Genomic DNA, 15,785 nt, shown 5'->3' on the forward strand with positions numbered 1-15,785 from the left:
AAAGCTCCCTACATTCACTTCCCCGTGAATGATTGAGTTATAGAACACAACAAGCAGGTTTCCGGACTTAAATGTGCAAAGCAGCGACTTTGCTGTATATCCACCTTCCCACATCAAGATGCAGTGGTGTAAACCGAAGAGTTTAAATTGATAGACGTTTCATTTTTTACCGTTGCGGGGGCAGTGCTGGATTTACACCAGCTTCCCTAAAGCCTGAAGGCTTGGACTTGCTGCAAAGTGAGCGCAGTATAAAGTCAGTATGAGTTATATACAATCTGCATAGAGAATAATCCGGATGAACTTTACGCAAGCCGGAAAAATTGCATTACAATGATTTGCCCCAATCTTATAGATTGTTCAAGACATTGGTAGATCTAGAGCCAGAATAATATGCGAACCCGTGCCAAAATTTGTGGAATCACCCGAGTCGAAGATGTTCATGCTGTGGTGAACGCAGGTGCAGATGCGATAGGATTCGTATTTTATCCACCGAGTCCCCGAGCTGTTACAGCAGAGCAAGCTGCTCAACTGGTTCAAGCCATTGCACCTTATGTGCAAGTGGTTGGACTGTTTGTGAATCATTCAGCTAATGAGATTCAGGATATCTTGCAAACGGTTCATCTTGATATTGTGCAATTCCATGGTGATGAAACGCCGGAACAATGTCAGACAATCGCTCAACAGGTCGGACGCCGCTGGTACAAGGCCATTCAGGTCAAACCTGATCTTGACGTAGTTACAGAAATTCAAGGTTATCAAGATGCTGGCGCGAGTGCAGTGTTGTTAGACGCATGGCATCCTGATCTGAAAGGTGGTACGGGCCACAGCTTCGATTGGGAGACATTTCCCAAACTTGATATTCCCTTGATCTTGGCAGGCGGTTTAAATCCTGACAATATCGAACAGGCAATTCTCACCACACAGGCCTATGCCGTAGATGTGAGTGGCGGTGTCGAGTCCGCAAAAGGTATTAAAGACCAACAACTCATAGAACGCTTTATGCAAGGAGTCCATCGTGGATCAGCAAAGTACTAGCCAGAACAGTCAGGCAGTTGACTATACCCAATTCCCGGATGAACGCGGGCATTTCGGTATTCATGGCGGACGTTTTGTGTCAGAAACACTCATGGCGGCTTTAGAAGACTTGGAAAAGCTCTATTTCCGTATGAAAGATGATGCGCAGTTTTTGGCAGAATTTGACCGTGACATGGCGTTTTACGTCGGTCGTCCGAGTCCTTTATATCATGCTGAACGATGGTCGAAAGAGTTGGGTGGCGCACAGATTTACCTGAAACGTGAAGACCTGAACCATACCGGTTCGCACAAAGTAAATAATACAATCGGTCAGGCTTTGCTGGCGAAGCTTTCCGGCAAGAAACGTATTATTGCCGAAACAGGGGCAGGCCAGCACGGTGTAGCAACGGCAACGATTGCAGCACGTTTAGGTCTTGAATGCGTAGTATTTATGGGCGCAGACGATGTAAAACGTCAGGCGATGAACGTCTACCGTATGCGTTTATTAGGTGCGACGGTTGTGCCGGTAGAAAGTGGCTCTAAAACCTTAAAAGATGCCATGAATGAAGCCATGCGTGATTGGGTGACCAATGTTGATTCAACCTATTATGTGATTGGTACTGTGGCAGGTCCACACCCATATCCACAGTTGGTTCGTGATTTCCAGTCGATCATTGGTCGTGAAGCACGCCGTCAGATTCTGGAACAGGCTGGCCGTCTGCCAGATGCACTGGTAGCATGTGTCGGTGGTGGATCCAATGCAATGGGCTTGTTCTATCCATTCCTGAACGATCAAGACGTGAAAATGTACGGCGTTGAAGCAGCAGGTCATGGGATTGAATCAGGCAAGCACTCTGCGCCGTTGAATGCCGGTCATGTCGGTGTCCTGCATGGTAACCGAACTTACCTGATGTCGGATGCACAAGGCCAGATCATCGAAACCCATTCAATTTCTGCAGGTCTGGATTATCCGGGTGTGGGTCCGGAACATAGTTTCCTGAAAGATATGTATCGCGTGAAATACGTACCGATCAATGACCAGGAAGCTTTACAGGGTTTCCGCGACTTGACCAAGATTGAAGGCATTATTCCGGCGTTAGAAAGCGCACATGCTATGGCTTATGTCACTAAACTTGCACCGACCATGGATAAAGATCAAATTATTATTGCGACGGTTTCAGGTCGTGGTGATAAAGATTTGATGACTGTGGCACGCATTGATGGCGTAGAAATGGTTGAGATGTAAGTTCCTTAAAGTCCTCTCCTTATAGGAGAGGGTTTGGGAGAGGGTAAGTTAAAAAATCGTGCTAAGTTTTCTTAGCACGATTTTTTATTGAGTAGATTTTGAAAAAATATGCCTGGATGGCGTTAAGAGAACTCACCTTGCGCACGCTCTTTGGCCCACTCACGTAAAACAAATTTCTGCAATTTTCCGGTCGAAGTTTTTGGAATTTCGGTAATCACCACATCCTTAGGCACTTTAAAACGGGCCAGATGTTCACGGCAGAATTCCATAATTTCTTCTTCCGAAGCTGTTATTCCTTCTTTGAGTTCGATAAAGGCACAAGGAACTTCCTGCCAGCGTGGATCAGGCTTTGCGACTACCGCCGCAGTCAGCACTGCCGGATGCTGATACAGTACTTCTTCCACTTCAAGCGATGAAATATTTTCTCCGCCAGAAATAATCACATCTTTGGAACGGTCGGTAATTTTGGCATAGCCATCCGGTTGGCATACCGCCAAATCTCCCGTATGGAACCAGCCACCGGCAAAGGCTTCTGCTGTCGCCTCAGGATTTTTCAGATAACCTTTCATCACGATATTGCCACGGAACATGATTTCACCCATGGTCTGACCATCATGTGGCACTTCCTGCATGGTATCCGGATCAAGCACTTTCATGCCATCTTGCAATGGATACGGGACGCCTTGACGGGAGTGCAACTGTGCCTGTTCCTGAATAGACAGATCGCTCCAGCCTGCCTGTGAAGCGCAGAGTGCAGAAGGGCCATAGGTTTCAGTCAAGCCGTAAACATGCGTTACGTTAATACCGATATTGCGCATGCCTTCAATAATTGCTGCTGGAGGTGCGGCACCCGCCACCATCACTTCGACACGATGATCAATTTTGGTCTTTTTCTCTTCAGGTGCGTTAATCAGCATTGACAAGACAATTGGTGCACCGCAGAAGTAATCGACTTTATGTTCAGCAATCAGTTTAAAGATCAGTTCAGCATCAACTTTACGCAAGCAAACGTTGGTTCCACCGTTGGCCGCCATGGTCCAGGCAAAGCACCAGCCATTACAGTGGAATAGCGGCAGTGTCCATAAATAGGTGGCACGTGGTGTCATGCCACAGGCAATAATATTACTGGCTGCGTTAATGTAGGCACCACGATGATGATAGACCACGCCTTTCGGGTTGCCGGTGGTCCCAGAAGTGTAACTTAAGCTGATGGCATCCCATTCATCTTGAGGTAAATGCCATTCAAAGTTTGCATCGCCTTGCGCAATCCAGTCTTCATATTCGATTTGACCAATACGCTGGTCTTCACCTTCAAACTCTGCATCGGCCACATCAATCACATAGATCTCTTGTGAAACCAGCGCCAGTGCTTCGGTCGCAAGCGCTGTAAATTCAGGGTCGACCAGTAAGACTTTGCTTTCAGCATGCTCCAGCATAAAGGCAAGGGTTTTGGCATCCAGACGGGTATTTAAGGTATTGAGTACCGCACCTGCCATTGGCACAGCAAAGTGCGCTTCAATCATGGCAGGGACGTTAGGCAGCAGGACAGACACGGTATCATTTTTACCGATGCCTAATTTTTGGAGTTGGTTGGCAAACTGACGGCAGCGATTGTATTTTTCACGCCAGGTAATGCGGCGCTGACCATGAATAATCGCATTTTGATTCGGATAGATATAAGCTGCACGATCTAGATAGCGTAAAGGTGACAAGGCTACAAAATTTGCGGGGGTACGCGGTAATTCATCGTATGCGCTAACCATGGTAAAACTCCGTTGTATCGTTATTTTCATATCCTTTTGAAAAGATATGCACTTCTTCGAAATCTTGCATTTATGCTTTAGTCGAGTAAATTAATATAAATTTTAAGTCATTGAATATTAATTAAAATATTTAGCCCTATTTGATTTTTTTGAACCCGTGGGTTCCCATATTTGATTTTTTAGGTATTTTACTCTAATTGAGTCAGTAAAATAATATGAGCCAGAGAATAATAATGAAAATACAACAGGCGAATGCAGTCTGGCGAAACTGGTCAGGGAGTCAGCACAGCGCTCCTCAAGTTTTTCAGCCCAGAGAAATAAGCGAATTACAAGGTTTGGTGAAGTCACAGGCAAAGATTCGTGCAGTAGGTGCGGGGCATTCATTTAGTGCTTTGGCTAAAACCAATGATGTGCTGCTTCATCTCGATCATTTAAAAGGTGTGGTGGCTTTGGATGAGGCAAAAGTTCAATGTACCGTGCACGCTGGTACGCGTTTATATGATTTAGGTGAATATCTTGCCCCGATCAATCAAGCTTTACCCAATCAGGGTGATATTGATCAGCAAAGTCTGGCGGGAGCGATTTCCACGGGAACGCATGGCACCGGCATCGATTTACCCTGTTTATCTGCTTTTGTGGACGGTTTTGAATTGCTGACTGCAGATGGAGAGCTGTTGCAATGTGATCATCAGCAGAATACCGAGATATTTCAAGCGGGGCGTGTGGCGTTAGGTAGTCTGGGGATATTGACCAAAATTACCCTGCAAAATCGTCCGCGCTATAAATTAAAAGAACAGATTCGGCTGTGTCCATTAAAAGAAGTATTTGCGCATATCGATCAATGGAAACATCAGCACCGGCATATTGAATTTTGGGCTTTTCTTCATTCTGATCAGGTCATGCTAAAAACCCTGGATGAAACGGATGATGAAATTCAGCCAAGGCAGGAGAACTGGCCATCTGAAGATGCGTTATTGACCTTGTGTTCTGAATTGACCCGATTTATTCCTGCATCTAATCCTTATCTGCAAAAATTATTGGGTGTTTTTGTTAAACCGAGTTGTTATGTGGATTGGTCATCCCGGATTTTTCCGACTCCGCGTCAGACCAGATTTAATGAAATGGAATATCAGCTTCCGGTCGATTCCGGCTTGCAGTGTCTGGACGAGGTTCTGCGTGTTTTACGCAAACATCGAGTGCCGATGTTCTTTCCAGTCGAGTTTCGTTATGTCAAAGCCGATGAGATATGGCTGAGTCCTTTTTATCAGCGTGATTCGGTTTCGATTTCGATTCATCAGTTTTATAAACAGGATTGCCGAGCTATTTTCGATCTGGTCGAGCCGATTTTTCAGAAGTATCAGGGACGGCCACATTGGGGAAAGTTGCACAGCATGACAGCCGCTTCGCTGTGTGATCTTTACCCAAAATGGGATGATTTTATGAGATTGCGCCAGCAACTGGATCCGCAGCAAAAATGGCTGAATCCGCATTTACAGCAGTTATTTTTGTCTGAATAGCAGGAGCGAATTATGCAATCGAAGTATTTTCAGCAACTGACCCGAGATTTGCAGCAGCAGGGAACTGGTACACCGCAACTGATTCTGGATCTGGCTCAATATCAGCAGAATCTGGAGATTGTACAGGCAAAAATCCCTGCGCAGCTCAAGCCGCGTCTGGTGGTGAAGTCTCTAGCCAGTATCCAGCTACTCAAACTGGCCAGTGAAAAGCTGAATACCCGACGATTTATGGTATTTCATTTACCCCATCTTTTAGAAATGATGAGAGCATTTGAACAGGCCGATATCTTGCTGGGTAAGCCAATGCCGATTCATGCGGTACAACATTTTTATCAAAACGTTCCTGAACAAAATAAAGCAAATGATCAAAGCAATATTCAATGGCTGGTCGATGACATAAAACGCTTGAAGCAATATCTGCAATTCGCTCAAGAATCTAATCTTCAGTTAAATATCAATATTGAAATTGATGTCGGCTTACATCGTGGTGGGGTGAGTAGCCAGCAACAGTTAATAGCCTTACTCAAACTCATTCAGCAACATCCCGACGCTCTCAGGCTTTCGGGGTTGATGGGCTATGATGCACATGTCGCCAAATTGCCGAATATTTTGAAAAGCCCCGAAAAAAGTTATCAGCAATCGCAGCAGATTTATCAACAATATAAAAATACTATTCAGCAGCAATTCCCAGATTTATGGCGGGCAGATTTGTGTTTTAACGGTGGTGGCAGTCCGACCTTTATGCAGCATTGCCAGCAGAGTGTCTGTAATGATCTGGCTTTTGGCTCGATGCTGCTCAAACCCAGTGACTTCGATCTGGACAATTTATCCGCTTTAAAATGTGCGCTCTGGATTGCCGCACCGATTTTAAAGGTATTGTCTTATAGCCAGATTCCGGGTCTGGAAATGCTGAATCATTTGCCGCATCGGCATAAAGCACTGTTTATCTATGGTGGCTATTGGCAGGCAGATTATATTTATCCTGAAAAAAGCCAGCCGCATCTGTTGTATGGTCGCAGTAGTAATCAGGAAATGCTTCAGGTACCTAGGCAATGCAATATTCATGTCGATGATTATGTGTTTTTAAGGCCGACACAAAGTGAAGCCATCATTCCACAATTTGCCCAGCTCTATGTTTATCGTGAGAGAACATTTATTGAGTGGCAGACTTTCCGGGAATAACCACATTTTGAATTAAAAGATGAGCCTAAGTCTTTAAAGATCAGGGAAAGATTTGGGAGTAAATCTGATTTTTATTGGGGAAAAGGTTTAATCATGCGGCCAAGCCGTGTAAAATTCGAATCGATTTTATTTATCCACCGTTTTTATCTTTTGAGGTTTTCCTCGATCATAATCTCGCGGTGACATGCTCCATGGTACGGGGCATCACTCCTTAAGGATTTCTTATGCCAATTATCACTTTGCCAAATGGCGATCAAAAACAGTTTGATCAAGCCGTATCTGTGATGGACGTTGCACTCAGCATTGGTCCTGGTCTTGCAAAAAATACCGTTGCTGGTCGTGTAAACGACCGTTTAGTGGATGCGTCTGATCTCATCACTGAAGATGCAACCTTACAAATTATTACGCCTAAAGACGAAGCCGGTGTCGAAATTATTCGTCACTCTTGCGCGCATTTGGTGGGTCATGCGGTTAAGCAACTGTTCCCAGAAGCAAAGATGGTCATTGGTCCGGTCATTGAAGAAGGTTTCTACTATGATATCTGGATGCCACGTCCATTCACATTAGACGACATGGCAGCCATCGAAGAGCGTATGAAAAAGCTCATCGATCAAGACTATGATGTTGTGAAAAAAATGACCCCGCGTGACGAAGTGATTGCAGAATTTACAGCGCGTGGCGAAGAATACAAATTACGCTTGATCAACGACATGCCTGAAGAAACACAAATGGGCTTGTACTACCATCAAGATTACTTGGATATGTGCCGTGGTCCGCACGTTCCAAATACCAAATTCTTAAAATCGTTCAAGCTGACTAAAATCTCGGGCGCTTACTGGCGCGGTGATGCGAAAAACGAACAATTACAACGTATTTATGGTACAGCGTGGGCAGACAAGAAACAGCTTGCAGCTTATGTAAAACGTATTGAAGAAGCAGAAAAACGCGATCACCGTAAAATTGGTAAAGCGCTAGACTTGTTCCATATGCAAGAAGAAGCACCGGGTATGGTGTTCTGGCATCCGAACGGCTGGACCATTTACCAGGTACTTGAACAATACATGCGTAAAGTTCAGCAAGACAACGGCTATGAAGAAATCCGTACCCCGCAAGTGGTTGATTTCACGCTGTGGGAAAAATCAGGACATGCTGCCAACTATGCAGACAACATGTTCACCACGCATTCTGAAAACCGTAACTACGCGGTTAAACCAATGAACTGTCCTTGTCACGTACAAGTGTTCAACCAGGGTTTAAAATCATACCGTGATCTTCCGGTACGTCTGGCAGAATTTGGTTCATGTCACCGTAACGAGCCATCAGGTTCTTTACACGGCATTATGCGTGTACGTGGCTTTACCCAAGATGATGCGCATATCTTCTGTACCAAAGAACAGATTGGGCCTGAAGTTGCAGACTTTATCAAATTGACACTCGACGTATACAAAGATTTTGGCTTCGAAGAAGTACAAATGAAATTATCAACACGTCCTGAAAAACGTGTCGGTGATGACAAACTTTGGGATATGGCTGAAAAATCTTTAGCAGATGCTTTAGATGCTGCGGGTCTTGAATGGGAGCTTCAGCCGGGCGAGGGTGCATTCTATGGTCCAAAGATTGAATTCTCTCTGAAAGACTGTCTGGGGCGTGTCTGGCAGTGTGGTACCATTCAGTGTGACTTTAACTTGCCAGAACGTTTAGATGCGTCTTATGTCACAGAAGATAACGACCGCGATCAGCCAGTAATGTTACATCGTGCAATTCTTGGCAGTTTTGAACGTTTTATTGGTATACTGATTGAACACTACGCAGGTTTCATGCCACCTTGGTTGGCGCCGATGCAAGCGTGTGTGATGAATATTACCGATTCTCAGGCAGAAGCATGTGAGTCAGTTGTCGCAAAACTTAAAGAAAACGGTATTCGTGCAATTTCTGACTTGAGAAATGAGAAAATCGGCTTTAAGATTCGTGAACGTACTTTAGAGCGTATTCCTTACTTACTGGTACTTGGGGACCGGGAAGTTGAAGAAGGTACAGTAAACGTCCGTACCCGCTCAGGAAAAAATTTGGGTACTATGTCAATCGATGCTTTCGTTGACCTAGTAAAAGCAGCCGTTGCCGAACGCGGCCGGTACATTGTGGAGTAACAGCGATTAAACAGCCTGACCGTAATCAACAGGGCGGTAACAAATCAAACCGTCCTGCCTTGAATGATGAAATTCGTGCGAAAGAAGTCCGTCTTGTAGACGAAAATGGTGAGCAAAAAGGGATTGTAAGCTTAGCTGAAGCCCTGCGCGCAGCAGAAAGTGTGGAACTTGATCTTGTCGAGATCGTAGCCAATGCTGAGCCACCAGTATGTAAGATCATGGACTTCAACAAGCATTTGTTTGATCTTAAGCAAAAGCAGAAAGAAGCGAAGAAAAAACAACATCAAGTCCAGGTGAAAGAAATCAAGCTACGCCCGGGTACTGATGTTGGTGATTACAACGTAAAACTACGTGCAATCATCAAGTTCCTTGAAGAAGGTAACAAGGTGAAAATCACCCTTCGTTTCCGTGGCCGTGAAATGGCGCACCAACAGTTGGGTCTGGCTCAATTGCAAAAAATTGAAGCTGACGTGGCTGAATTCGGTACTGTTGAACAGATGCCGAAAATGGAAGGCCGTCAAATGGGTATGCTGCTTGGTCCTAAAAAGAAAAAGTAAGCACTCATGAAGCGAAAAAAGCCCTGCAGATGCAGGGCTTTTTTTATGCCCTAAAATTCCAAGCAGTTTGTATGGCCTGCATAATCTGTTGAGCCTGTTGCCGGGAAAACATTGACAATTGAATCCGGAAAAATCCGAGACAGATTTGATTGATCAGATCAGGCTGGCATAATCTAAAATCTAGCGTGCCATCGCGTTGACTGATGAGATGCGCTGGAGTTCTACTCAGCCAGCGCTTGAGATGGGCTTTGAGAGAATCGTATCGCGGATTCAGAAAGCTATAGTGTACCGAGTGTCGTTTTAAGCAGAGGCTGATCCGGAAACCGGCCAAAGTATAATAAATTGCCTGAGACGTTATTTTTAGTTTGGTTCCCAGCATGAGCAGCGAAAGACCAAGAAAGCCGCCGATATAAACATAAAAGCCAGGCGACTCCTGCCATAAAAATAACAATCCTTGCAGAAAGCTGGAATTGCTACGCAGACTGCTTAAATAAAAAATGCTGAATATGCCAACCGGATAACAGAGTAGTAAATATCCGATAGCGCGCATGATCGGACTACTCTGATGAAACAAGATTTTTTCTGACGCGTTCATAGCTTATTTTTATGATCAGAAAGCGTATTGCCTCAATGAGCTTAGGTAATCTGTAGCCAAAAAGAAAGGTCCTTGCGGACCTTCCTTTGCGTACTGAATCAAGCTTATTCCACTGATTTTTCATCATCTGCAATAAGCAGTTTATTGCCAATCGGGATTTGACGCGGCAATTTTTCTTCTGGAATAATGCGCTGCAAGTCAATGATCAATAAACCATTTTTATAGTCTGCCTGTTGTACCTCAATATATTCATCCAGGCGTAAAGACAATTTAAATGTACGTCGTGCAATGCCTTTGTGCAAGAATTCGGTATGGTCATTGTTCTGGTTTTCAGGCTTACCTAAAATGGTCAGTAACTTATTTTCCAGACGAATGTCGAGTTCTTCTTGACGGAAACCCGCAGTTGCGACCACAATCCGATAATTATTTTCGCCATGCTTTTCGATATTATACGGGGGATAATTCGGCGCATCACTTTGCATGGCATAGTCAATAAAGTCATTCAAGCGATCAAAACCGATACTACGACGAAACAGAGGATGAAGATTTAAGTTGCTCATGATTAGAACCTTCTCGATTAAGCAAAGTTATAAAAACAAGAAAATAAGATCTGTCATGTCAGACATCGACAGTACATAAGATTGACGCAATCCTTATGCACAAATAAATATGTGTCTGCTGTAAAAATTTTCAAGATAAAAAATAAAAAAATACATGAATTTTTATTAAGATAATGATATTTATATAAAAATATTTTTAAAATACAGACTTGTTGTTTCTGGCTGAATCCTCTATGTTGAATGCATCATGGCATAGATAAAGTGCAGGGAGTATTAAAAAAATGATCGATTTATATTATTGGGGCACCCCCAATGGCCATAAAATTAGCATTGCTTTGGAAGAAATGGGGCTGAAGTATCAAATTTTTCCGATTAATATTCTGGAAAATGACCAGTTCCAGTCTGACTTTCTGGCTATTTCTCCTAACAATAAAATTCCGGCGATGGTCGATCAGGAAGGGCCAGATGGCCAGCCGATTTCAATCTTTGAATCGGGTGCGATTTTGCAGTATTTAGGTCGTAAAACCGGCATGTTCTATCCGACAGATGAAATCAAACGTATTCAGGTAGAACAATGGCTGATGTGGCAAATGGGTGGACTAGGCCCGATGCTTGGGCAAAATCATCACTTTAGCCGTTTTGCGCCTGAGCGTATCGCCTATGCCACCGAGCGTTATGTCAATGAAAGCAAACGTCTGTATGGCGTGCTAAACAAGCAGCTGGTCGGGCAGGATTATGTGGCTGGTGAATACTCGATTGCCGATATGGCGATATTCCCGTGGTTGTTGCGACACGACTGGCAGCAGATTAACCTGGCAGATTATCCTGAAGTGGCTAAATATATCGATCGCTTGAATGCACGTCCTGCAGTTCAGAAAGCGCTTGCTATACAGGTCAGTTAAGCTGCAGCCTTTATGCTAAAATAGCCTTAAATAAATAAAGCCACCCTTAAGGTGGTTTTTTATTGGATGGATATATGAACGATTTTCTTCTGAATTTTACCAAGATTGTTGAAAGCAATACCCGAATTTACTGGAGTATTCTCTTCGGTATTGCTGCATGTTTAGTACTTTATATTGCTGAAATTGTACATATTGATCAGGTAATTGCTGCTCTCAATACCAAAGATCAGCAGATTTTGCGTGCAGCGATTGAACCCATTACCCAGCAGTATAAATGGGGACGGATCATGGCAATGGTGGCAGCAGTACTGTGGTCCAGCTGGGAATATAGCAAAGCCAAGAAAAAACTGCGTTTAAGCCGTTAATACTGGCATGAGCCTGTTTCTGCTCTTTCTATCAGCCTTCGGTGCAGCGACATTACTGCCTTTACAGTCTGAAGCTGTGCTGCTTGGTCTTTTGGTACAGGCAAGCCATAGTGTGGCACTGTTAATTGCGGTGGCCAGTCTGGGGAATATTCTGGGTTCCTGTGTCAACTGGTATCTGGGGCTCAAAATCGAGCATTATAAAAATAAAAAATGGTTTCCGGTGTCAGAAGACAAGATGCTCAAGGCACAAATGATATATCAGAAATATGGCTATTGGTCTTTGCTGCTGAGCTGGGTGCCTATTATTGGAGATCCCATTACTTTAATTGCAGGACTACTGAAAGAAAACTTTGCCCGATTTTTGCTCATTGTCAGCCTGGCGAAAATTGGACGTTATCTGTTTATTTATGCGGCTTTTGCCCTGTTCTAAACCTGAAGCGATTTTTCTGATTCTGTTTTGCGCACTATTTTTAAAGTGAAATCATAAAACCATCCTGTTTAAATTCGCTTATTGGATGAAGATGCTTTTGTTTTAAACAAAGATGCTTTAGAATACTCGCTCCCTTACCTGCAGGTCGTTTTGTAATGGTGCAAACGAGCCGAACAGGTGTTCAAAAGAGGTTGTTATGCCTAAGATGAAAACTCGCCGTGGTGCAGCTAAACGCTTTAAAGCGACTGCTAACGGTTTTAAGCGTAAACAAGCGTTCAAACGCCACATTTTGACCAAAAAATCTGCTAAGCGTATTCGTCAATTGCGCGGCTGTGTAATGGTTCACGTAAGTGACGTTGCTTCAGTTCGTCGTATGTGCCCGTACATCTAAGGAGATTATAAATGGCTCGTGTAAAACGTGGTGTACAGGCTCATCGCCGTCACAAAAAAATTCTTGCTCGCGCTAAAGGTTACTATGGTGCTCGTTCACGCGTTTACCGCGTAGCGTTCCAGGCGGTAATCAAAGCTGGTCAATATGCATACCGTGACCGTCGTCAGAAGAAACGTCAATTCCGCGCTTTGTGGATTGCACGTATCAATGCTGGTGCACGTCAAAACGGTTTGTCATACAGCCGCATGATTTCTGGCTTGAAAAAAGCTCAAGTAATCATTGACCGTCGCGTTCTTGCTGACATCGCTATGCATGACGCAGTTGCGTTTGCTGCGATTGCTCAAAAAGCAAAAGATGCGTTGGCTGCATAAGTCTTTATGACTTGAAAAAAGACCGCCATTTGGCGGTCTTTTTTTGCCTGAAAAATGGGAAATAGCTAATGCGCGATTTTCGTGAAATATGGTCGCCCATCGATCAGACTAAAAAAGTTAAGTTTGCGAATAACGACACCGATACTATTTCAGAAAAATGGGCTGAAACTAATACTGTAATCTGCTTGAATTTAACCTTTTATTCCCATCTTTACTGAGCAATAAAAAGAGCATTATCTCGAGCGCTGAGTAAAAAATAATTGCGGTTAAATTCAAATAATCGAAAAAATATCAAACCCTGGTTGAGTCGAGATTCAATTGTTTGATGAATGATCAAAACTCATCGCGAAAACCGACAGCATTATTTCAAGCTCATCTCTGCTGTCGAATATCAATATATCCACTGGATTCGGCTAAGTTTTATCCAAGAAGTTAATATTTTCTTGCTGAAATCTTAAAGACCAAAATAGTAGCCAATCAGACAGATAATCACGGTAATCACAATCAAGGTCAGTACATTTGCAGAATTAGATTTGCCCGGATCTTGAGGTTTTTCCGCTTTAGATATTTTGGGCGAACGGTGTTCGGTACTCATACCCACAAATGGGTCAGGCGCAACTTTTGGGGTGAGCTGTGCAGTTTTATAGTGGTTGGCAACTTTGCTGATGAATTTGGCACTTAAATCATCAATTTTTTGTGAAAAGTGGCGTAAATTGAGCTGCTGATCTGGGCTCAGGACTTCACCATCTGACGTATAGGGATGTTGAATTTTAGTTTGAATAAACTCATTTAAGGCATCTAGCCGGTATAAAGTCTGATGGGCATAATCAGCTGAATAGTCGGTTGGAATCAGGGCCAAATGACTTTCTGTATCTGCCTGAATTGCCGGTATCGTGCCGTAGTATGGAAGATTAGTATACGCCGGTTCTATAAAATCTTGAGCTAGGCTGCTTTCAAATAACTCATAATTGGTATAAGCCTGGATATCGTCCCAGTTCGGTGCTTCCAGATCTGTGTCAATACGCTTGGCCAGTTTGGGATTCAGCTCATAACACCAGAATGTTTCATGACGTAAAGGGGACTGCTGCGATTTAGGCGCTTCGTAATCATTGTCTGCGCTATACCATTCCGGCAATTCTTTGCCAATAATCCAGGCAGTTTTGGCTTTGGCACCATGGCTGACGATAAAATGCGCCAGAGGTAGCAGCTCGACATTGGCATTCGGATTTTTTTCATCAACCAGTAAATCCGAGCGATGCAAGCTCAGTCGGCGAACCCCTTGTTTTTTCAGTCCTTCCAGCCAAATCTGAAAATGCTGGGCCAATAGGTGCTGTGACATCAGATCCCGGAAGGCAAACTGATGCTGATTAAAAATGGAATGTTGAATCCAACGATTGAAACTCAGGTCCTGAGTCAGATACTCATTGCCATAAGTGACCAAGGTCAGCTGCTGTTTCCAAATTTGATCGAGTGCCATAGTGATTTGATCTGATTGATATTGTGTTTATCTTATACTTTTTATATTTAATCATGCCAATCTAATTTTCCTTAAAACGTATCTTCATCAAAGTGTCTAAAAACTGTTAGAATGTGGGGTTTTAAAATATTTTTTAACCTGTTGCTTTGAGAGTTACTATGTCACTGGAAGCCCTGATCACTGAAGCGCTCGCTGCGATTGCAGCAGCAGAAGACCTTGCTGCACTTGATCAAGTACGAGTGCAATTTACGGGGAAAAAAAGCCAGCTCGCGGAACAATCTAAGTCGCTTGGTAAAATGGATCCTGAACAACGTAAAGTCTTCGGTGCACAAATCCATGCTGTACGCGAAGCCATTACCGCTGCATTAACATCACGTCAAGCTGAACTGCATAAAGCGGCTTTAGAACAAAAATTGGCAAGCGAAACCATTGATATTACCTTGCCAGGTCGTGGTCAACAGGTGGGCAGTATCCACCCTGTGACCCAGGTACAAGAGCGTATTTGTCAGTTCTTTACCAAAGCCGGTTTTACGGTAGCGACTGGTCCTGAAGTTGAAGATGACTATCATAACTTTGAAGCGCTGAATATTCCGGGGCATCACCCGGCGCGTGCCATGCATGACACCTTTTACTTCGATGTAAATCATTTGCTACGTACGCATACGTCTGGTGTACAGATCCGTACGATGGAAACACAACAGCCACCGATCCAGATCGTGTGTCCGGGCCGTGTCTATCGTTGTGACTCGGATCAAACCCATTCGCCAATGTTCCATCAGATCGAAGGTTTGTATGTGGCTGAAAATACCAGCTTCGCAGAACTGAAAGGTTTGTTGATTAACCTGCTGAATGAATTCTTCGAAAAAGATTTGAAAGTACGCTTCCGTCCATCTTATTTCCCGTTCACTGAGCCGAGTGCTGAAGTGGATATCATGGATGAACGCGGTCGCTGGTTAGAAGTTTTGGGCTGCGGTATGGTGCATCCAAATGTGCTACAAGCTGCCGGCATTGACCCTGAGAAATACAAAGGTTTTGCTTTCGGACTGGGCGTAGAACGTTTTGCGATGTTGCGCTACGGTGTGAACGACTTACGTATGTTCTTCCAGAATGATGTGCGTTTCTTACGCCAGTTTGCTTAAAACTTTTTATTTAATCCTCTCCTAACCTCTCCTTTAAGAAAGGAGAGGGACTCCACGAAATAAATGGGGTTCTCCCCCTTAGAAAAGGGGGAGTCAGAGGGGGATTCTAGAGATTTGAATTACAGGTTT

Annotated in this window: 16 protein-coding genes and 1 riboswitch; of the genes, 12 read left to right on the forward strand and 4 right to left on the reverse strand. The window is 43.8% G+C overall.

Going from position 1 to position 15,785, the window contains the following annotated elements; translation table 11 throughout:
• Window positions 1-34 precede the first annotated feature (34 nt).
• Window positions 35-246, reverse strand: a riboswitch (cobalamin riboswitch).
• A 144-nt stretch (window positions 247-390) separates the two neighbouring features.
• Complete coding sequence (locus KT990_RS12015; RefSeq protein ID WP_100355724.1) at window positions 391-1,035, forward strand: phosphoribosylanthranilate isomerase; 645 nt, start codon at window positions 391-393, stop codon at window positions 1,033-1,035.
• Window positions 1,016-2,260, forward strand: a complete 1,245-nt coding sequence (trpB, locus tag KT990_RS12020; RefSeq protein ID WP_138743083.1) for a tryptophan synthase subunit beta — start codon at window positions 1,016-1,018, stop codon at window positions 2,258-2,260. Before KT990_RS12015 ends, trpB begins: the two co-directional genes overlap by 20 nt.
• A 122-nt stretch (window positions 2,261-2,382) precedes the next feature.
• Here the strand turns inward: trpB and KT990_RS12025 are convergent, their stop codons facing one another.
• Window positions 2,383-4,023, reverse strand: coding sequence for an acyl-CoA synthetase (locus tag KT990_RS12025; RefSeq protein WP_218208848.1), 1,641 nt, complete (start codon window positions 4,021-4,023; stop codon window positions 2,383-2,385).
• A gap of 233 nt (window positions 4,024-4,256) precedes the next feature.
• On the opposite strand from KT990_RS12025, the gene KT990_RS12030 reads away from it, so the two are divergent.
• The 4 genes from KT990_RS12030 (at window position 4,257) to infC (ending at window position 9,426) form a co-directional block, all read left to right on the forward strand.
• On the forward strand, window positions 4,257-5,540 hold the full coding sequence (locus KT990_RS12030) for a D-arabinono-1,4-lactone oxidase (protein ID WP_218208849.1): 1,284 nt from the start codon (window positions 4,257-4,259) through the stop codon (window positions 5,538-5,540).
• Window positions 5,541-5,552: 12 nt separating this feature from the next.
• The gene (locus KT990_RS12035; RefSeq protein WP_218208850.1) at window positions 5,553-6,722 is read left to right on the forward strand and encodes an alanine racemase; all 1,170 of its coding nucleotides are present in this window, start codon (window positions 5,553-5,555) and stop codon (window positions 6,720-6,722) included.
• Between the two features lie 224 nt (window positions 6,723-6,946).
• Window positions 6,947-8,869: a threonine--tRNA ligase gene (gene thrS / locus KT990_RS12040; protein ID WP_005095787.1), complete on the forward strand. Its 1,923-nt coding sequence runs from the start codon at window positions 6,947-6,949 to the stop codon at window positions 8,867-8,869.
• A 59-nt stretch (window positions 8,870-8,928) separates the two neighbouring features.
• Window positions 8,929-9,426 carry a translation initiation factor IF-3 gene (gene infC / locus KT990_RS12045; protein WP_004647518.1) on the forward strand — a complete coding sequence of 166 codons (498 nt, stop codon included), beginning with the start codon at window positions 8,929-8,931 and terminating at the stop codon, window positions 9,424-9,426.
• A 43-nt stretch (window positions 9,427-9,469) separates the two neighbouring features.
• Here the strand turns inward: infC and KT990_RS12050 are convergent, their stop codons facing one another.
• Both KT990_RS12050 and KT990_RS12055 read right to left on the reverse strand, forming a co-directional pair.
• A complete protein-coding gene (locus tag KT990_RS12050; protein ID WP_074384065.1) occupies window positions 9,470-10,021 on the reverse strand; it encodes a hypothetical protein in 552 nt (183 codons plus the stop codon).
• Between the two features lie 104 nt (window positions 10,022-10,125).
• Window positions 10,126-10,581, reverse strand: coding sequence for an Hsp20 family protein (locus KT990_RS12055; RefSeq protein ID WP_218208851.1), 456 nt, complete (start codon window positions 10,579-10,581; stop codon window positions 10,126-10,128).
• Between the two features lie 281 nt (window positions 10,582-10,862).
• Between KT990_RS12055 and KT990_RS12060 the strand changes: the two genes are divergently transcribed.
• The 5 genes from KT990_RS12060 to rplT all read left to right on the forward strand — a co-directional run bounded on the left by KT990_RS12060 (window position 10,863) and on the right by rplT (window position 13,040).
• A complete protein-coding gene (locus KT990_RS12060; RefSeq protein WP_100355717.1) occupies window positions 10,863-11,483 on the forward strand; it encodes a glutathione binding-like protein in 621 nt (206 codons plus the stop codon).
• A 74-nt stretch (window positions 11,484-11,557) separates the two neighbouring features.
• Complete coding sequence (locus tag KT990_RS12065; protein ID WP_100329202.1) at window positions 11,558-11,848, forward strand: hypothetical protein; 291 nt, start codon at window positions 11,558-11,560, stop codon at window positions 11,846-11,848.
• 7 nt (window positions 11,849-11,855) lie between these two features.
• Window positions 11,856-12,278: a YqaA family protein gene (locus KT990_RS12070; RefSeq protein WP_005095796.1), complete on the forward strand. Its 423-nt coding sequence runs from the start codon at window positions 11,856-11,858 to the stop codon at window positions 12,276-12,278.
• Between the two features lie 196 nt (window positions 12,279-12,474).
• Window positions 12,475-12,669 carry a 50S ribosomal protein L35 gene (rpmI, locus tag KT990_RS12075; protein ID WP_004278281.1) on the forward strand — a complete coding sequence of 65 codons (195 nt, stop codon included), beginning with the start codon at window positions 12,475-12,477 and terminating at the stop codon, window positions 12,667-12,669.
• Window positions 12,670-12,680: 11 nt separating this feature from the next.
• Window positions 12,681-13,040, forward strand: coding sequence for a 50S ribosomal protein L20 (gene rplT / locus KT990_RS12080; RefSeq protein WP_005095799.1), 360 nt, complete (start codon window positions 12,681-12,683; stop codon window positions 13,038-13,040).
• A gap of 454 nt (window positions 13,041-13,494) precedes the next feature.
• Here the strand turns inward: rplT and KT990_RS12085 are convergent, their stop codons facing one another.
• A complete protein-coding gene (locus KT990_RS12085; protein ID WP_100534580.1) occupies window positions 13,495-14,517 on the reverse strand; it encodes a hypothetical protein in 1,023 nt (340 codons plus the stop codon).
• A 158-nt stretch (window positions 14,518-14,675) separates the two neighbouring features.
• Here KT990_RS12085 and pheS point away from each other — a divergent pair, with 158 nt between their 5' ends.
• A complete protein-coding gene (pheS, locus tag KT990_RS12090) occupies window positions 14,676-15,656 on the forward strand; it encodes a phenylalanine--tRNA ligase subunit alpha (RefSeq protein ID WP_218208852.1) in 981 nt (326 codons plus the stop codon).
• Window positions 15,657-15,785 lie beyond the last annotated feature (129 nt).

Source organism: Acinetobacter sp. F9 (genome assembly GCF_019195275.1).
Lineage (GTDB): Bacteria > Pseudomonadota > Gammaproteobacteria > Pseudomonadales > Moraxellaceae > Acinetobacter > Acinetobacter pseudolwoffii.